This window comes from Citrobacter sp. Cb041 (assembly GCF_030336655.1).
In the GTDB taxonomy this organism is placed as follows: Bacteria; Pseudomonadota; Gammaproteobacteria; order Enterobacterales; family Enterobacteriaceae; genus Citrobacter; species Citrobacter braakii.
Genome location: NZ_JAOWDD010000042.1, coordinates 189,560 through 207,494 on the forward strand (window position 1 = coordinate 189,560; position 17,935 = coordinate 207,494).

Genomic DNA, 17,935 nt, shown 5'->3' on the forward strand with positions numbered 1-17,935 from the left:
TGAGATGACTCGCCCGATACTGGCCAGCATTGACCTGCAGGCGTTGAAACAAAACCTGACCATTACTCGCCAGGCCGCGCCGGACGCCCGCGTCTGGTCGGTGGTGAAAGCCAATGCCTACGGACACGGCATTGAACGTGTCTGGAATGCGCTGGGCACAACCGACGGTTTTGCCATGCTCAATCTTGAAGAAGCGATAACCCTGCGTGAGCGCGGGTGGAAAGGCCCGATACTCATGCTGGAGGGATTTTTCCACGCCGAAGACCTGATGGTGTATGACAAATATCGTCTGACCACCTGTGTACACAGTAACTGGCAATTAAAAGCGCTGCAAAATGCGCGCCTCAACGCGCCGCTGGATGTTTACCTGAAGGTGAACAGCGGCATGAACCGACTGGGTTTCTTACCGGAAAGAGTATCAACGGTCTGGCAACAGCTGCGGGCAATGCCCAACGTCGGTGAAATGACGCTGATGTCCCACTTTGCAGATGCGGAGCACCCGGAAGGTATTCAGGAAGCTATGGCGCGGATTGCACAGGCGACAGAAGGGCTGGAGTGCAGACGGTCGCTGTCCAATTCGGCCGCCACGCTGTGGCACCCTGAAGCACATTATGACTGGGTGCGCCCGGGCATTATTTTGTATGGCGCATCACCTTCGGGACAGTGGCGGGACATCGCCAATACCGGCCTGAAACCGGTCATGACCCTGAGCAGCGAGATAATCGGCATACAGACGCTGAAAGCTGGAGATCGGGTGGGCTACGGGGGACGCTATACCGCCAGCGGCGAGCAGCGCATTGGCATTGTGGCGACCGGGTATGCAGACGGTTATCCGCGCCATGCGCCAAGCGGAACGCCGGTGCTGGTGGACGGCGTACGCACTACAACGGTGGGGACGGTCTCAATGGATATGCTGGCGGTAGATCTGACACCGTGTCCGCAGGCGGGGATCGGGACGCCGGTAGAGCTGTGGGGCAAAGAGATTAAAATTGACGATGTGGCCAGCGCCGCGGGTACGGTGGGCTACGAGTTGATGTGTTCTCTGGCGCTGCGCGTGCCGGTTGTGACGGTGTAACGTATCTGAAGCCGGATGTCGACGCTGATGTGTTTCATCCGGCTACACCGTTTATGCGACGCAGAGCGCAAACCGGGCAAAGCGCTGCCGCCGCCCGGCAAAAAGCATCAACGCGCCTCATCCTCATCTTCAGCAACGCGAACACCGACCTTCAGCACCGCATTATCTTCTTTCTCAGCAACCGTCCAGATCATGCCAGCAAATTCAACCTGGTCACCGACGACCGGCGCGGCGCCAAGCAGATGCTGAACAATTTCACCCAGCGTTTGCTGTTTATCACGATACTCTGTGCCATCTTCCAGGCCATAAATCAGTGCCACATCGGCATATTTCGCGCTGGCCTCAAGAATAAAATCACCGAAGAAGCGCTGGTCTAACGACACCGGCGGCGACTGGCTGAACAGCTTGCCGAGAGCCGGGAGATCGCGCTCGCGGCCAATGACGCACAGAACATCGCCTTCACGCAGCCGCGTACTGCCGGATGGGTGAAACAGCACGTTGTCACGAAACAGGGCGGCAATTCGCGTCTCTTCCGGCATATGCAGGTCGCGCAGTGCGGCTCCTACACACCACTTATCCGCGCTGAGCTGATAAACAAACTGCTCCCAGGGGTTTTCCGGATGAATATCCAGACCAATGCGCGAAACGGGCCAGCCGACGGGAGGAACCACCACTTTGGCTTTTTTGGCGGCCCAGGAAAGTGACGTTCCCTGAAACAGCAGCGAGATCAGAACCACGAAGAACGCGACGTTAAAGAACAGGCGCGCATTCTCCAGACCCGCCATCATTGGGAACACGGCGAGGATGATGGGGACTGCACCGCGCAGGCCCACCCAACTGATGAAAATGCGCTCGCGCAGATTGAAGCCACGAAACGGCAACAGTCCGGCGAAGACCGAAAGCGGACGGGCAATGAATATCATCCATGCAGACAAAATCAGCGCAGGGATCGCGATAGGCAGCAGGTCGGACGGCGTAACCAGAAGTCCCAGGACCAGGAACATGGCGATTTGCGCCAGCCAGGCCAGACCGTCGAAGTTTTGCAGAATGCCAAATCGGTTGCGGATGGGGCGATTACCCAGCAGGAAACCACACAGATAGACCGCCAGAATACCGCTGCCTTCCAGTGCAGTGGTCAGGGCAAAAATCAGGATCCCACCGCTTAAGGCCAGTAGCGGATAAAGCCCGGCAGGCAGTGAAATGCGGTTAATCATTTGCTGAAGCAGGTAGCCCCCACCGAGACCCAGTATGATCCCTAAGCCGAACTGCTGGATAATATGCACCGCAAACATCCAGCTTAAACCGGTCTCGTGATTTTGAATCATGGCGATAAGCGTGATGGTTAAAAACACCGCCATCGGGTCATTACTCCCGGATTCAATTTCCAGCGTAGAGCCAACACGTTCGTTAAGCCCCTTGCCGCCGAGCAGGGAAAAAACCGCCGCGGCATCGGTTGAACCGACAATCGCGCCAATCAGGAGTCCTTCGATAAGATCCAGATGAAACAGCCACGCGGCCATCATGCCGGTGAGTCCGGAGGTAATCAGCACCCCGACGGTCGCCAGCGACAGCGCCGGGCCTAACGCGACACGAAATGAGCTGGCCTGGGTGCGCATCCCGCCGTCGAGCAGGATAACCGCCAGCGCCAGGTTACTCACCATATAGGCGAAAGGGTAGTTATCGAAAGGAATACCGCCCACGCCGTCGACTCCCGCTAACATACCGATAGCGAGAAATATCACCAGAATAGGGATACCAAGACGTGATGAGAATGAACTGAGTAAGATACTGCAGGTGACGAGTACGGAACCCAAAATAAAAAGGCTAATTATTGCTGCGGCATCCAACGTTCGGTTACTCCTGAATTACGCTGTTTCGTATTTATAAACCCTAACATAATAACGACAGAAACAGCGTTTTACTTAGCCCTGTTAACCGCTTTTTTTACGATTTAAGTACCGGATGCCCACTTAAGGTGAGCTGAGCGCCGTTTTTATCATTTTTCAGTACCGCTCTGGCCCCCAACGGCAAGGTGACGGTGCGTTGTTCATGACCAAAATCGAGGCCGTCGATCACCGGAACCGATAACCTGGCGCGTAGAAAATCACAAACTGAGCCAAGACTGTAACCCGCGTCGTAATCATTAGGTGCGCTGCCGCTAAAACTGCCGAGGATAATGGCGTTTTGTTGGGCCAGTATTCCTGCGTGATACAGTTGCAGCAGCATGCGTTCAATGCGAAAAGGATGCTCGTTAATGTCTTCCAGCACCAAAATGCCGTTTTCGATAGCGGGCATCCACGGCGTGCCCATCAGAGAAATGAGCATCGCCAGATTTCCGCCCCATAGCGTACCTTCGGTCGCACATGCCGGACCGTTACCTTGCCACTCGAGGGTAAATTGGGCATTGCGAACAGCCTGCCAGAAATGGTGCTCGGTAAATGCGTTCATCTCCTCGGCGCCAAAGTTAGCCGCCAGCATCGGGCCGCTGAAGCTAATCACATTCCCCTGCGCCAGCAGACCACACTGGATCGCGGTAAAATCGCTGTGTCCGCACAGCAGCAGTGGGTTGTGTTGCTGACGGTTCGCCAGCGCCTGCCAGTCAATATCTGCCAGTAAACGGCTCGCACCATAGCCGCCGCGTACTGCCATGACAATGGTATCGGGCGTGTTCAGATTTACGAGCGCGTTCACATCAGCAAGCCGTTCTGCTTCTGTACCCGCAAAACGCTGGCAGCGGCGCGCAATGACCGCTGAATTGTCGACCTGATGACCGGCCTCAGTAAGACGCGCCAGCCCGCGTAAGGCAGCCTGCTGGTTGATACAGTAGCCCGACGGGGCAATTAAGTGAAACCGGGACATGGCATTTCCTTGCTACAACTAAAACCAAATGTATATCATGCCGCGTAGGTATGTCGTTGTCACCTCAGCGACAGGTTCCGGCTATAAGGATAGATGACGTGAAATTGAGATGGTTTGCTTTTTTGGTTGTATTACTTGCGGGCTGTAGTTCAAAACAGGATTACAAAAATCCGCCGTGGAATGCTGAAGTTCCGGTTAAACGCGCAATGCAATGGATGCCGATCAGCGAAAAAGCCGGTGCGGCCTGGGGTGTCAGTCCACAATTGATTACCGCTATCATCGCTATTGAATCAGGTGGAAACCCGAATGCGGTCAGTAAGTCTAATGCGATTGGCCTGATGCAGTTAAAAGCCTCTACGTCAGGGCGTGATGTTTATCGTCGCATGGGGTGGAGTGGCGAGCCGTCAACCAGCGAGCTGAAAAATCCTGAGCGCAATATCTCGATGGGGGCCGCATACCTGAGCATTCTTGAGACCGGGCCGCTGGCCGGGATCGAAGATCCGCAGGTGATGCAATATGCGCTGGTGGTATCGTACGCCAACGGTGCGGGCGCGCTGCTGCGAACGTTCTCCTCCGACAGGAAAAAAGCCATTAATAAGATAAACGATCTCAGCCCGGATGAATTTATTGAACATGTTGCGGATAATCATCCGGCGCCGCAGGCTCCGCGCTATATCTGGAAGCTTCAACAAGCGCTGGATGTGATGTAATTCAGGTGATGCTAATCGCGCACCTTATTCGACTTTTCCCGGGCCTCGCGCTCGAGGGAAAAAATAATTCGCTGTAGGTTACGCTCCACCGCCGGGCCGACGTTGAGAAAACGAAAGCTCAGGCGGGGAGTGGTAATTGTTTCGTTTTTCCCGTCGATAACTTTGCGTTCGCTAATGGAAATTAGCTGGGCGTCCACCTGATACACTCCCCATTGCTCCATGTTCAGTTCAACCTGTGAAAAGCGCATGCCTTCTACCAGTCCCTCTGGTTTTGCCGTTTCTAACAGCCCGCCCATACCGCCAAGAGACAAATCGAATAAGCGAAAACACAGCGTGCTGTTATCCGGCATTTTTACCGTGCAGCGATAGGGGGGATGCAGCGGAGCACCGATACGGAAATATTCCCGACGCTGGACGAACCACAGAGATGGCGGCAATGATGAGATAAATGCGGGTAACCGCTGGTATTCGCCTTTTTTCAGCTGTGGCAGGGTGAACTCCACTTTGGCTCCCTGTGTTTCGGCGATAATCGTTATCTGACTGGCCCGCTGCACGGCCTGGTTTTCATATTCCTGACTACCAAAATCCATGATCAGTTCGTCCGGGCTGACCGCCAGTATTTTGCTGATGAACTGGCCACCAGACCAGGAGATACGCAGCGGAACCTGCTGCGAATTTAAGTCCCGGAGTACGCCTAACACCGCTAACGGATTTTGCTTCAGGAACTGCTCATTGTAGTTACTCACACCTAATGACTCCTGGATGCCTGGTTTATCGTTGGATTATCGGCATCAATCAACGGAACTTAATACAAATGGATGAAATTTTTTACCAAACCCAATGAATTAAGTCTGAGGGAAAAAGCACGTAGCGATGGCTTGCCTATACTTAACGTGCTGGCGCAAGAATGTCTTGCGCGTGCGTTCACTGGAAAGAGGGCCTGGAAATGGGAATTATTACCTGGATTATTTTTGGTCTGATTGCGGGGGTTATCGCCAAACTGATTATGCCGGGGCGCGATGGCGGTGGATTTATCCTGACCTGCATTCTCGGTATTATCGGTGCTGTGGTCGGTGGATGGCTGGCTACGATGTTCGGTATCGGCGGCGATATCAGCGGGTTTAATCTCCACAGCTTCCTGGTGGCCGTGGTCGGCGCGATTGTTGTGCTGGGTGTCTTTCGGCTTGTGCGACGAGATTAATCGAACGGCCCCTGACGGGGTAATACTTGTCAGTTAATGATGAGTGGTCGTAGCGACAACGTAGAGTGGCACATTCGGAGGTAACGAATCTGTTGCCTCCGGCATATTGCTACGTTCACCTTATGTTTGTCACTTCTCTGAGGCAATACGACCTGTGAACGTGTTAAGGGTACTATCACCGTACCCTTGCGAATCAATTTCTCACGGATGAAAACCCGGAATACCCCATAAGGGCTAGATGGCGTAGAGACAACAGGAATGGCGAAATATAAGCCAGAAAAAATCCGCGACGCAGCGCGGATTCGGGGAGTAAAACGCTTCAGGTAACGGCATTAAGATGTCGGCTGAGCCAGTTTTTTAGGCTCGACTGGCGTGGTACTTGCCGGGGCCGGGCGCGATGCGGGCACGCTGTCACAGGGCTTTTCTTTGGCGCAGATCAGGTCGAGCATTTTTAGCGTTACGCCGTTGGTCCAGCCAAAACCATCCTGCAACGGATATTCGCCGCCGCCTCCGCCAGTGCCTGTGCTGCTCACGTCATACTTTTCAACCAGCTTTTTCTCACGATCGTAGGTGTGCTGCACGTTGGTGAGGAATCGCCAGGTCACGTCCATGGCGACGTTATCCTGACCGTAATTCTGTAATCCCGATGCGGCGACCCACTGGAGCGGGGCCCAGCCGTTGGGAGCATCCCACTGCTGGCCGCTTTTCACCGACGTGGTGGCCAGGCCGCCGGGTTGCAGCAAATGCGCCTGGGTTGCCGCGGCCACTTTACTGGCGCGATCTTTTGCTGCTGCATTGACATACAACGGGAACAGGGCAGCGGCCGTGAGTTGGTTACGTACTTTGTGGCTCTTCAGATCGTAATCGGCATACCAGCCTTCTTTGTCGTTCCACAGGTGCTTTTCGATCCCTTTTTGTCGGGCATTAGCGAAGCCTTCATATTGTGCAGCTTTGGCATTATCCCCGGCGGCCTTGCTGGCGAGGGCGATCATCTTTTCCATTTTGTACATCAACGCATTGAGATCGACCGGAACGATGCTGGTGGTGCGCAGGGTGCCTAGTTGATTGGGGTTATCCATCCAGCGGGAACTAAAGTCCCAACCCGACGCGGCGGCAGAACGCAGGTCGCGGTAGATTTCTGTGGCCGGTCGGTTCGGATTGCTTTTCGCTGTGGCGATATCCTCCACCCAGGACTCTGGCCGCGGCGTATCGCGGTCATCCCAGTAGCGATTCAAAATGGTGCCGTCATCCAGCTTAACCACGCGCTTATTCTGCTGGCCGGGCTGGAGCGTTTCGACGCCTTCCATCCAGTAGGTGTATTCTTTGAGCATCTGCGGGAGGTATTTTTTCAGCGCGTCATCCCCGTCATGCTGCGCCAGCAGTTCCACCATAAAGGCAAAGAATGGCGGTTGAGAACGGCTCAGATAGTAGGTGCGGTTGCCGTTAGGAATGTGTCCCCAGGAATCAATCTCGTAAGCAAAGTTTGCCACCATGTCGGAGACCTTATCCCAGTGATTGCTCTCGGCAAGCCCCAGCATGGTGAAATAGCTGTCCCAATAATATATTTCGCGAAAACGCCCGCCAGGCACGACATACGGTTCCGGGAGCGGCAGCAGAGAGTCCCATTTTTCAGCGTCGGTTGTCGAACGGGTGAGTACCGGCCACAGTCCGTCAATATGCTCGCGCAGCGATTGCCCGGCTGGGGGGACGTATTTCTCGCCAGCTTTCGGCAAGGTGAAATTCACTTCCACAAAATGACGTAAGTCGAATCCGGACTGGTTTTTCTGCATCCGGTAATCGGCAAGGATCATTAATGGATCGCTGTTAGGAACGGCATCAGCAAAGGTTTTCTGGTCAGGAAACAGTTTGGCCGTTTGTACATCGTTAAACAGAGGGCCAAGCAAAATATCAGGCGGCTGAGGCGTTGCGGTTGGCGCGTCCTCGGCGTTGACGGCAAAAGAGGAAAGGGCAAAAAAGGTGCTTGCGAGCGTCAGTTTTATTGCAATAGAGAGCAGGCCTGGATGGCGAGTTGCAGGCGTTATCATCGGTTAATCTCCTTAGGGTGTGCCGAAGCAGCGGCATTTACCATGAGAAAACCTTAGTTCAGGATCGACCGTTGCGCGTGATCGACGCCCCATTTTGCGAATAAACAGACATTTCCCGACGCGAATCGAAAAGATGCACACCCTTTGTCGGGAAAGGGCGTGCAACCGACATCAGCCCGCGCGGGTTATCCGCTGGGCCACGCAGTCAAGGGTCAGGGTATCACCCATCGTGATACTCTCGATGGCCTCGCCTTGCTGACATAACCAACATAACCCCATTGCACGGGCGATAATCGCCGGGTGGGACGCTTCGCTCCCGTCCCGCAGGCAGATGCCTTTGATGGTCTTCGGATCGAGTTGCAGCACCGTAGAAGGATAGATGACCTCCGCGACCAAAATAGTGGGGCGGATGAACGCGGGAATTTGTGCAGTCTCTCCCGTCAAATACTGCAGTGAACGAGACAACAAATCTTCAATATCGATGTATCGCGCCTGCAGGTAAGGATCGTCGAGCTGTAAATACTGCTGGCTGAGATCGCTCAGCACGTGATGCCAGGCCCAGGCCGCGCTGCACTGCGTTTCACGCATTAGATCGCAGGCCATATCGAACAGATCCGGATCGTCCAACAGCGTGTGGTGACCAGAGAAAATAGCGGCGATATCTGCGGAATATCTCTCTTCTGCAAGCGCGGTTAGCTCGCTTAAGTCGTTCAGCGTGCTTTGGATAGCGACCCGTAACCGTTGCTGCTCAATCTGGAGTGAGGCTATAGGCTGTTGGCTTACCTGCGGTGAGAACGGTGTGTAACAGAATGCCGTCCCCGTGACCTGTGAGGGAACCTTCGTCACCACGGTATCAGCATGCGCGGGCTCGAGCGATTCACCAAAATTCTCAGCTGCCAGCTGTTTGAATGCGGCCAGCGCATCCTCTGCCTGTTCGCCCTTGGCAATCAGGCGCAGCGTGTCGTTACAGCGTACCTGCAGCAGGGCAATCTGATTCAGGCTATCAGGGACGACGCACTTGCCATTTTTCTCCAGCCACATATCGGCGTTAAAGCCAGACAGCGCGGAAACCAGCCGTGAAGCTGGACGCACATGAATGCCGTTTGGGTTTTTCACCACAATGGCCACTGAATGAGCATCTGCATCGGGCGCGAATTCGGCAGATGTCGGCTTTGCTGCAGATGACGAAGGTAAACCCAGTTGCTCACATTTGGCGTCGAGGGCGTTCATGGCATCACAGATGACCCGCTCAATGTCAGCACCTGCGGCAGCGCTAACCGTTGCGGCGAGCGTGCCTTCGACCAGCGGCGCGGCGCACAGACGTACTTTGGCGGCAATGGCCGGATCGAGCAGTTCCAGCGCGGTTTCCGCACTCAGTAGCGCACTACCGATATCCATCATCACCAGCACGTGATCCGTATCGGCCACGGACTCAATGGCTTCCATCACCTTGATAGGATCGGTGCCAATCGGATTCTCAGGATCGTCAATGCCTGCGGCAATAGCGATTTTGCAACCATCACCCATTAACATCTGCCGGGCTAGCGCGCCGACGCCTTCGCCCAACTGGGCGCTGTGAGAAACAATAACCAGGTTTACCATCGCTTTATCCTTACTCTCTGGACGCCTGAGCCAGCATTTGCATCATAAACATTACGGACGTTGCGCCGGGATCCTGATGCCCAATGCTGCGCTCACCGAGATAGCTGGCGCGGCCTTTGCGGGCCTGCATGGTGATGGTGCTTTGCGCTGCTGCTTCCGCTTGTTGGCTTGCCGCTTCCAGCGCCGCCTGCACGCTCAGCTTTTGCTCGCAGGATTGGCGTAAAGATTCCACTACCGGCAGCCAGACATCGCACATGGTTTTGTCGCCAGGTTCAGCTTTACCGCGGCTAATCACACCTTCCGCGCCATCACGAATCATTTGATACAACTCCTCAAGCGTCAGGCTTTGATGAGCCTGGGTCACCTGGGCGGCACGGATAAAAAAGGTACCAAACAGTGGACCGCTGGCCCCCCCGACGCTTGAGAGCAGCACCATGCCGGTGTTTTTCAAAATAAAACCAATGTCTTTATCGGCGATGGACGGCAACTTTTCGACGACTTTGCTAAAGCCGCGGTGCATGTTCAGACCGTGGTCGGCATCACCAATTTCCCGATCAAGACCGGTGAGAAAATCGCTTTCGGTGGTGAAGATCTCACCGCAGCGATAGAGCCAGTTAACAATTTGTGTTCTGTTGAGGGACATCATGTATCTCCTTATTTACCCCAGTTGAGAGCAGGGGTGTGAACCGGTGCATCCCATAAGCTCAGCGTGTCGTCATCCACCTGTAACAGGGTGATTGAGAAGCCGGTCATATCCAGAGAGGTACAGTAAGAACCGATCAGGTTGCGCTCAATGACGATGCCGGCGTCCTGGCAACGGCTTTCGAGGCGGTTATACACGCCGAAGAGTTCTGACAGCGGCGTCGCACCGAGATTATTGACCAGCGCAATGACACGATCGCCGCTTTGCAACGCGCGTTTGCATTCTTTGCCTTCCTGCCACGCGCCCTGAACGTTGTCCCAGTGGCGGAGCGTACGGCTGTAGTTGCCGTTTTCCAGCAGGGTATCGAACATTTCATCAACGGTTTGATCGAGGGAAGTGAAGGTGCGGCGGTCAATGCCGGGTTCCCCGTGGATACCCACGCCAAACTCCATTTCGTTATCCTGCAACGTGAACGACGGTTGTCCGGCGGCCGGAACGGTACAGGCGCCAATGGCTATCCCAATGGAGTGGCCCTGGTTATTCAGTTTACGACCCAGCGCCGCACAAACTTCCAGTGAGTCACCGCGTTCAGCGGCAGCGCCGACCAGTTTTTCGATCAATACGGTATTCGCCACACCACGACGACCGGCGGTATACAGACTGTCTTTCACCGCCACGTCGTCATCCACTACCATGGTGGTGACTTTGACGCCGCTTTCATGCAACAGCTCGGTGGCGGTTTCGAAATTAAGAATATCGCCGGTGTAATTTTTGATGATCAGCAGTACGCCTTCGCCGCCATCAATTTGCATGGCGCATTCGAACATTTTATCCGGCGTGGGTGAGGTAAAAATTTCACCCGGGCAGGCACCAGAGAGCATGCCCTGACCAATGTAACCGCAGTGCATAGGCTCGTGTCCGCTGCCGCCGCCGGAAAGCAGCGCCACTTTGCCCATTACCGGCGCATCTACGCGGGTGACATATACCGGATCCTGATGCAGGGCCAGGGAAGGATACGCTTTCGCCAGTCCGGCGAGTTGTTCAGTCAGTACGTCTTCAACACGGTTAATCAATTTTTTCATTATTTATGCTCCGCAGACAGTCCTGGATGGCTGCCAGATTCGGGCAGGCATCTGATGTAGGGTATCGGGTTATACAACGCCACGGCGACTGCTCGCTGCCGATAAGGTAATTTTGCACACGGGTTGGCAAAAGAAAATTGCTGCAATGGGCGTTTCAATACGAAACGTAGCAACATAATAATGTTCCGTATTGGAACGTCATGGTGCATAAAACAGCGAAAATGAGAGGTTGGGCCGTATTTGGCCGGGAAGCTGATTAACGGGTGTTTATGGAAAACAAACCACCTGCAGAGCAGGTGGTTTGTAGGCAAGGTCGATTTCGGCGTTAGCCCGGATAAATTCCGCGATCTTTACGTGCCAGTAGAATGCGTTCGCAGGCAACAATGTAGGCTGCCGTACGCAGTGAGCAGGATTTCTCTGCCGCTTTTTCCCACACGTGTACCATCGCATCGGTCATGATTTTGTCCATGCGATTGTTAATCTCTTCTTCGCTCCAGAAGAAGCTAGCCATGTCCTGAACCCATTCGAAGTAGCTGACGGTTACGCCGCCGGCGTTACAAACAACGTCTGGGACAACCACGATACCGCGGCTTGCCAGAACGTCGTCTGCATCCGGATAGGTTGGGCCGTTAGCGCCTTCGAGTACCAGTTTACAGGTCAGCGTTTCCGCGCGGTGACGGGTGATCTGGCCTTCGAGCGCGGCCGGGATCAGAATATCCATCTCCAGGCTCCAGAAGGCTTCGCTGGCAATGGTTTCAGCGCCCGGGAAACCGGCAATCTGTTTGTGCTCCAGCTGCCAGGCAGACAACGCGGCCATGTCGATACCCGTTGAGTTAAACAGCGTTGCGGTGTGATCCTGAATCGCGACCACGCGTGCTCCTGCTGCCGCGAACAGGCGGGCGGCTTCGCTGCCGACGTTACCAAAACCTTGCACCGCTACGCGAGCGCCTTCAACGTCGATGTTGGCACGACGCGCCACTTCCAGACCGCTGACGAAAACACCACGACCGGTGGCTTTATCACGGCCTAACGAGCCGCCAAGGTGAATAGGTTTACCGGTGACCACGCTGGTCACGGTGGTGCCGTGGTTCATGGAGTAGGTATCCATCATCCAGGCCATTACTTTTCCGTTAGTCCCCACATCCGGCGCAGGAATATCTTTCTGCGGCCCGATGATAATGCCGATTTCGCTGGTATAACGGCGGGTTAAACGCTCCAGTTCACCTTCGGAAAGCGAGAACGGATCGACGCGCACGCCACCTTTCGCACCGCCGTACGGCAGGTTCAACGCTGCGCATTTGATGGTCATCCATGCGGACAGGGCCATCACTTCATTAAGATCAACATCAGGATGATAACGCACACCGCCTTTGCCCGGCCCGCGGGAGAGGTTATGTTGCACGCGATACCCTTCAAAATGACGGATAGTACCGTCATCCATCTGCACCGGGATATCGACAATCAGCGCGCGTTTTGGGTGGCGCAGGGTATCCACCCAATGGGAAAGTTCGCCCAGGTAAGGGGCCACACGCTCGATTTGTTGCAGGTAGGTATTCCAGGCAGATGTGCTGCTATCTGAAGCGTAAGATAACTTATCCATGATAAACCTTAGTTATAAAAGTAATATGTTCTTAATTTGGCCGTGGTATACAGTGAATCACACCATATGAACCTAAATTTAACATTTATTTCATAGAATGGCCTGTCCGGCTAACACGGTTTATCGGCATGAAGGGTATGGGCTTTAGCTGGGAAGTGAATAGTTATTCTCTGATTATGCTGATATTTCGGTTATCTTGCTGATTGGGTAATTTAATATGCATGATTTATAAAAATCGCAATTTGTCAGATTTATGACGCACCTCTAAAAGTAAATAATATGATAATAAAATGTGTTTGCTTTATTGCGATTAAGCTGAGGTCAGTAGGTCACGGCGATGGTAACGGTATCAGCATAGTTGTCAGGCGTGTAGTTCGCGCTGGGAACGGTGGCGTAAACCGGGTAGGTGGTGGTGGTTCCCGTACCGTTGCCCGCGACAGTATTGAGCGATGAATTGCCCCAAACCGTACCGGACGGCCCCGGCGTCGAGCTAAGCTGGTAGGGGACCTTGTCCGTATTTGACCCCGTGCCGGACATCACGCCGCTGCCTGCCGTATTGCCGTTAGAGGGCTGAAGTCCGATGGTGTAAGGCGTGTTATTGGAACATGCAACGCCCACGGTATTTGAAGCCGTTAGGTTACGCCCGGTCGCCCCGGCTGGCGCAAAGCTAATATTGGTTGCAGAGGTGATATTGCACTGTTTGCTGACCGTCGCCGATACGGTGAAGGGAAGCCTGGCGGCAACGGTATCGCCACAGGTGGTCGGCGGGAAAAGCAATCCAGGATTGAGGGTGACAAGGGCTGTCGCCGCCGTATAGCTATCCTGATAGCTTCCGGGGACGGCTGAAGTTTGTGGCGTGACAATCTGCGCTGATACCGTGAGTGAGCCCGTCACTGGCGTCAGATTCAGCAGGTTAAGCTGTACCATTGGAAAAGTTGTTCCCGACTGATACTGACTCCCCCAGACTTTGGTGTGTCCGGCATCCTGGTAAAGCTGGTATGCCAGCGTTCTGGCAGGTGTTCCGTTTAATGACATATTTCGAGGTGTCACCTGGCCACTGACGGCTGAGGCGCCAATATTAAAACAGAGGTTGATCCCTGCCAGCACGTCGCCAAGCTCTTTGGTGCAGGTGTAGTTGAACGTCATTGATGACGTTGCGCCTGTCGCAGACAGCGGATTGACTGAGCCCAAATTTATGGGTTGCACATTGCTCACCGAACAGGTTACGGCATGGCTAATCGCCGGACAAAAGAGTACGGCTGCGATGAGTAACAGATGCCTTAACCTCATGAGCGCACTCCTGTTAGTGTGGCCGGCAAACCAGTGGACCTATTTGCACAATCCCCTTTGCGGAAGTGGGATAGTCAAATTGCACGCGACAACTGCCGGTGTCTGTCTCAACGCGCAGCGCGTTGTGCTGTTCCAGCATTTCGAACCAGGTCATCCCATCAAAACCAACGACAGACGATTGTCCTGCTCCGCTGATGGCGTATGCCATGCTGCCTTCGGGAATGGGTTTACCCTGATTGTCGACGAGGATGACCTGCGCAGCGCGTACCGGGGTAATGCCAAAGCTAACCAATGTACCGGAACGATCGGCAGGCGTTGCATTCGCCTCAACGCGCGCGATCCGCATATTGTCGGGGAGATCCATTGGGTCAATACTGATCAGGTTTTTTTGATAACTGTTCAGCGGCGTGACCAGCAATAGCCCCTGGTCGTCGCTGCGACCAATCAGGTTATTTTGTAATTTAATCGGGACGTCAGGAACGCCGTCAGTTGATACGACGGCAAAGCCATTGTTGATTTCTCGTGCTGCAAACAGGCCGCCTCCCATGGTAACAAGCGATCCGGTGGCGCCTGCGTAGCCGTAATGGTTATCCGGTAAACGGCTGAATCCCGCGTACGCTTTACCATAACGCCCCAGATATCCCACTTCTCCCTGACCGCTTTGCCGGGAAGCCTGCTGACTGGCGGCCAGATTCCAGCCCCAACCGCCGTCGGCAGGAGGCGTCAGGCTGGCGTTGAGCTGGTAGCCGGTCTCATCATTGGTACGTTGTAGGGTGCTGCTGGCACTGAGATTGTTATCAGTGGTCATTGTCACCATCAGATAGAGACTGCGATCGCGGTTATCGTCGATGTTTTGGTTGAATCCGGCATTCAGTGAAATGTTGTCGGTAATCGATTTGAACCAGCTGGCGTTGGCGTAGCGCACCGCATTTTCGTGCGGATAACGAAACTGCAGGTAACTCAGACTGACATTACCGGCAGCTTCCAGCGAATAGCCAATGACCGTATTGCTGTTAAGCGTCGGTGGCGGCTCGCCAAAATGGGTGGCGACATCACGATAATCGCCGGAAGTGGCCGTCGTACTGGTACTGAAATTAAACCGTTCGCCGGACCAACGGTAACCAAAACTGTACAGAAAACCGTTCTTTCCTGCGTCGGTACTTGCGGCAACTGAGGTCGAAAAGGTGCCGCTGCGGGTGCCTGGGATCCAGTCGTTACTGAAGCCTGCGTTAATCAGTCCATCGCTGGTTTCAGCGTGAGTCCCGGCGGTGAACGTATTGCTAAACCCACGACGCCATGTACCGCTCAGTACCGGTGCGCTGGCATAATCAAAAGAGGAGTAACCATAGTTTTCGCGTACCGTGCCCAATTCTGCAGACCAGGCAGTTAATCCTTCCCGCAGCAGTTGCTGATCGTTGTAGAACGAGAAATTTTGTACGCTCGTTCTGCCCAGCGCATCCGTCATCATTACCTGACCCGTTCCCGCGCCGCTGATGTTCGGCATTGTGTTGATCTGAAAGCTACCCGCGGGGACTTCTCCGTTGTAGTACCTGACGCCGTCGACGTACAGCTCAACGTTTGACGGTAACGTCGCGGAGCCAAGATATGCAGGGAGCGGGGTGGTTGGCATATAGGGCCGCAAACCAAAATCGGTTCCTATCTGAATGCCGCCAATACGCGTCGGTCGGGACCAGATAAGTGAACTGGTCAGGGTATCGCCAACGGTTACCGCCAGCATCGTTTCGGGAAATGACGTACGCCAACTGGTATCGAGTCGCTCAACGCTGTTATCCGCATTTTCCTCGGTGGAATACTGCGTCAACTGGGTGGTGCTGAGCACGCCTGCAGCATTGAAAGCGCGGAGTTCGCTGAAGGTATTTATTGCGCTTTCATCCCCCTGTTGGGTATAGATATCGTAATTGAGCAGCGCTCCGCGTGATGTTGTCGCCGTCGGCGCGGTCTCTACGGGGGAATTAAGCTGCGTGGTCGCAAGAGCGAGTGAACTGAGTGGCGCAGTAAGCGAAAGCGTTTGCAACTGAACGTTATAGTCAATGGTTAGCTCGGGGATATCGTTCAGGCAGACGGCGTGAGTGGCGTCAGGCGCAAAGCGAAAGCCCATTTTTCGCAGGGTATCTGCCCCTGCATAGAGCTTTCCATTATCGTAACCCAAATGCACCAGCCCAACGGGATTCCCATTTAAGGTGACGTCGAGATACAAATTGATCCCCACGAGCTGCGCTGCGCCATTAATAACACCATCTTCGCTCTGGTTATTATTCAGCGTTTGTGCGCAAACCATTCCCGATATTAATACTCCATTGAGAAAGCAATATTTCACCAGAAGCCAGGATCTGTTACAGATCTTGTACTGTTTTTTGGCCATTGATTGTGACTTCAACTTTCCCGCCATCATGAGTATTACTGGCCGACGGAGAGACTATCCAGCGCATCGTTGAGCCGGGTAAAACGTAGCCTAACAGTCCGGGCGTAATAACTTTTTTAGCACCGTCAGGGCTTATAAATGTTGCAGCAGATAATTGTGCATGCCCATTTCCCTGGTTACTCACTTCAATAAATTTTTTGCCATCAAGCTGTTGTAATTTCCATTGCAATTTAGCCTGCGTTTGCGCCGCTGATGTTGGTTGAATGAAAACGGGGACGGAATAATGCAGCACAAACTGAAGCTTATTTTTTTCTACTTTTGCAGGCGGTAACTCATCTATCGATAACCGATAAGCGTCTTCAGCATGTGCCGAAGGTGGGCCGGTCCGAATAACGCGAATCAACTGACGTTCTCCGGGGGCTAATGCCAGCATCGGCGGGCTAATGACCAGCCCCTGAGAGGGGGAAAGTTTGTCGCCGTAAGCGCTCTGGCTCCAGCGAAAAACCCGAACCTGGGCATTGAGCACATTTTCACCCGCATTACTAAGCCAGATACCATCGGCATTTTGCGTCGCGAGCAAAGTTAATGTGACCGGGGCGATTTGCAGTCCGCTGGCGGCAGCAGGGTTGAGGCTCGCAACCATCCCTAACAGGCATGCGCAGGCACACTGCTGAACAGGCAGTTTTACTCTCATGTGGCTTCCTGAAGTTAGTAGTTAACGTTAACCGTTACCGTGTCGGCATAGTCGTCAGGAGTGAAGTTGGCGCTCGGTGCGGTGGCATAAACAGTAAACGTTTGCACCAGCCCGGTCCCCGTCGCCGCTACGCCGTTTCCAGGCGCGGTGTCGGTGGCGGTGTTCCCCCACACCGGACCTGTTGCTGATGTTCGATTTAGCTGGTAGGGCACTTTATCGGTATTGGTGGCTGCGTTAGCCACGGAGGACATGGCGCCTGAGCCCGTCGTCGTCCCCCCATTGGCGGCCGACGGCGCCAGACCGATAAAATAGGGCGTAGTTTTTGAGCAATTAATCGAAATCGTGTTGCTTGCATTGGTATTTGTTGCCGTGGTATTCACCGGCCCAAGCGTGATATTTGAAGCCGAACCAGCAGTCACGGTACAGGCCTTTTGAATCGTCATCAGTACCTGAAATGTTCCGTTAACGGTTGCTGCATTTGCCACGGGAATAATGGAAAAGGCGCAGCAACAAAGAATTAAGCGTTTGTCTAAGACTAGAGCCATATCCTTTACCTTTTTCAAATAACCACATTTATTACTTTAGAAAAACAATAATGTGGTACAGGAAGACATGGTTTAACCCTAGAATAAGTATTAGGCGTGCGCCAGTTGATCTAATAAATTTTACTTAGGAAAAAGGTGATGTCGTTTGCAAAAAAATAATACCCACGGGTGAGTATATTGTTTTGTTTTTATGCTACTGCGGGTAT

The 17,935-nt window shown here is 53.8% G+C and carries 14 protein-coding genes and 2 pseudogenes; 4 read left to right on the forward strand and 12 right to left on the reverse strand.

The annotated features are described in order from the left end of the window. Positions 1–4 precede the first annotated feature (4 nt). Both dadX and OGV52_RS23590 read left to right on the forward strand, forming a co-directional pair. Positions 5–1,075, forward strand: coding sequence for a catabolic alanine racemase DadX (dadX, locus tag OGV52_RS19700; RefSeq protein WP_016156782.1), 1,071 nt, complete (start codon positions 5–7; stop codon positions 1,073–1,075). Between the two features lie 53 nt (positions 1,076–1,128). Next, positions 1,129–1,251 (forward strand): annotated as a pseudogene (locus OGV52_RS23590) (hypothetical protein); the annotation flags it as partial. Here OGV52_RS23590 and OGV52_RS19705 read toward each other — a convergent pair. After that, a pseudogene (locus tag OGV52_RS19705) lies at positions 1,192–2,922 on the reverse strand (potassium/proton antiporter); the annotation flags it as partial. The pseudogenes OGV52_RS23590 and OGV52_RS19705 overlap by 60 nt on opposite strands. A 97-nt stretch (positions 2,923–3,019) precedes the next feature. Beyond that, a complete protein-coding gene (ldcA, locus tag OGV52_RS19710) occupies positions 3,020–3,934 on the reverse strand; it encodes a muramoyltetrapeptide carboxypeptidase (RefSeq protein WP_200052074.1) in 915 nt (304 codons plus the stop codon). Between the two features lie 98 nt (positions 3,935–4,032). Between ldcA and emtA the strand changes: the two genes are divergently transcribed. Beyond that, positions 4,033–4,644: a membrane-bound lytic murein transglycosylase EmtA gene (gene emtA, locus OGV52_RS19715; RefSeq protein WP_016153365.1), complete on the forward strand. Its 612-nt coding sequence runs from the start codon at positions 4,033–4,035 to the stop codon at positions 4,642–4,644. An 11-nt stretch (positions 4,645–4,655) separates the two neighbouring features. Here emtA and ycgR read toward each other — a convergent pair whose 3' ends face one another. Further along, a complete protein-coding gene (ycgR, locus tag OGV52_RS19720; RefSeq protein WP_095715404.1) occupies positions 4,656–5,390 on the reverse strand; it encodes a flagellar brake protein YcgR in 735 nt (244 codons plus the stop codon). 200 nt (positions 5,391–5,590) lie between these two features. Here ycgR and OGV52_RS19725 point away from each other — a divergent pair, with 200 nt between their 5' ends. Then, a complete protein-coding gene (locus tag OGV52_RS19725; RefSeq protein WP_016153363.1) occupies positions 5,591–5,845 on the forward strand; it encodes a GlsB/YeaQ/YmgE family stress response membrane protein in 255 nt (84 codons plus the stop codon). A gap of 332 nt (positions 5,846–6,177) precedes the next feature. Here the strand turns inward: OGV52_RS19725 and OGV52_RS19730 are convergent, their stop codons facing one another. From OGV52_RS19730 to OGV52_RS19770, 9 genes are all read right to left on the reverse strand, one after another. Continuing rightward, positions 6,178–7,890: an alpha,alpha-trehalase gene (locus OGV52_RS19730; protein ID WP_287109009.1), complete on the reverse strand. Its 1,713-nt coding sequence runs from the start codon at positions 7,888–7,890 to the stop codon at positions 6,178–6,180. Between the two features lie 171 nt (positions 7,891–8,061). Further along, a complete protein-coding gene (gene dhaM / locus OGV52_RS19735; protein WP_200052072.1) occupies positions 8,062–9,492 on the reverse strand; it encodes a dihydroxyacetone kinase phosphoryl donor subunit DhaM in 1,431 nt (476 codons plus the stop codon). A 10-nt stretch (positions 9,493–9,502) separates the two neighbouring features. Continuing rightward, positions 9,503–10,135, reverse strand: a complete 633-nt coding sequence (gene dhaL / locus OGV52_RS19740) for a dihydroxyacetone kinase subunit DhaL (protein WP_016153354.1) — start codon at positions 10,133–10,135, stop codon at positions 9,503–9,505. 11 nt (positions 10,136–10,146) lie between these two features. Then, positions 10,147–11,217, reverse strand: coding sequence for a dihydroxyacetone kinase subunit DhaK (dhaK, locus tag OGV52_RS19745; RefSeq protein ID WP_200052071.1), 1,071 nt, complete (start codon positions 11,215–11,217; stop codon positions 10,147–10,149). A gap of 325 nt (positions 11,218–11,542) precedes the next feature. Next, on the reverse strand, positions 11,543–12,817 hold the full coding sequence (locus tag OGV52_RS19750; protein WP_016153352.1) for a Glu/Leu/Phe/Val family dehydrogenase: 1,275 nt from the start codon (positions 12,815–12,817) through the stop codon (positions 11,543–11,545). 321 nt (positions 12,818–13,138) lie between these two features. Then, positions 13,139–14,107 carry a Csu type fimbrial protein gene (locus OGV52_RS19755; protein WP_200107845.1) on the reverse strand — a complete coding sequence of 323 codons (969 nt, stop codon included), beginning with the start codon at positions 14,105–14,107 and terminating at the stop codon, positions 13,139–13,141. 13 nt (positions 14,108–14,120) lie between these two features. Further along, entirely contained in the window at positions 14,121–16,406 is a 2,286-nt protein-coding gene (locus OGV52_RS19760) for a fimbria/pilus outer membrane usher protein (RefSeq protein ID WP_287109012.1), read from the reverse strand. Between the two features lie 55 nt (positions 16,407–16,461). Then, on the reverse strand, positions 16,462–17,184 hold the full coding sequence (locus tag OGV52_RS19765; protein WP_016153349.1) for a fimbrial biogenesis chaperone: 723 nt from the start codon (positions 17,182–17,184) through the stop codon (positions 16,462–16,464). 14 nt (positions 17,185–17,198) lie between these two features. Further along, positions 17,199–17,729 (reverse strand): Csu type fimbrial protein, encoded by a 531-nt coding sequence (locus OGV52_RS19770; protein WP_016153348.1) that lies wholly within the window; start codon positions 17,727–17,729, stop codon positions 17,199–17,201. Positions 17,730–17,935 lie beyond the last annotated feature (206 nt).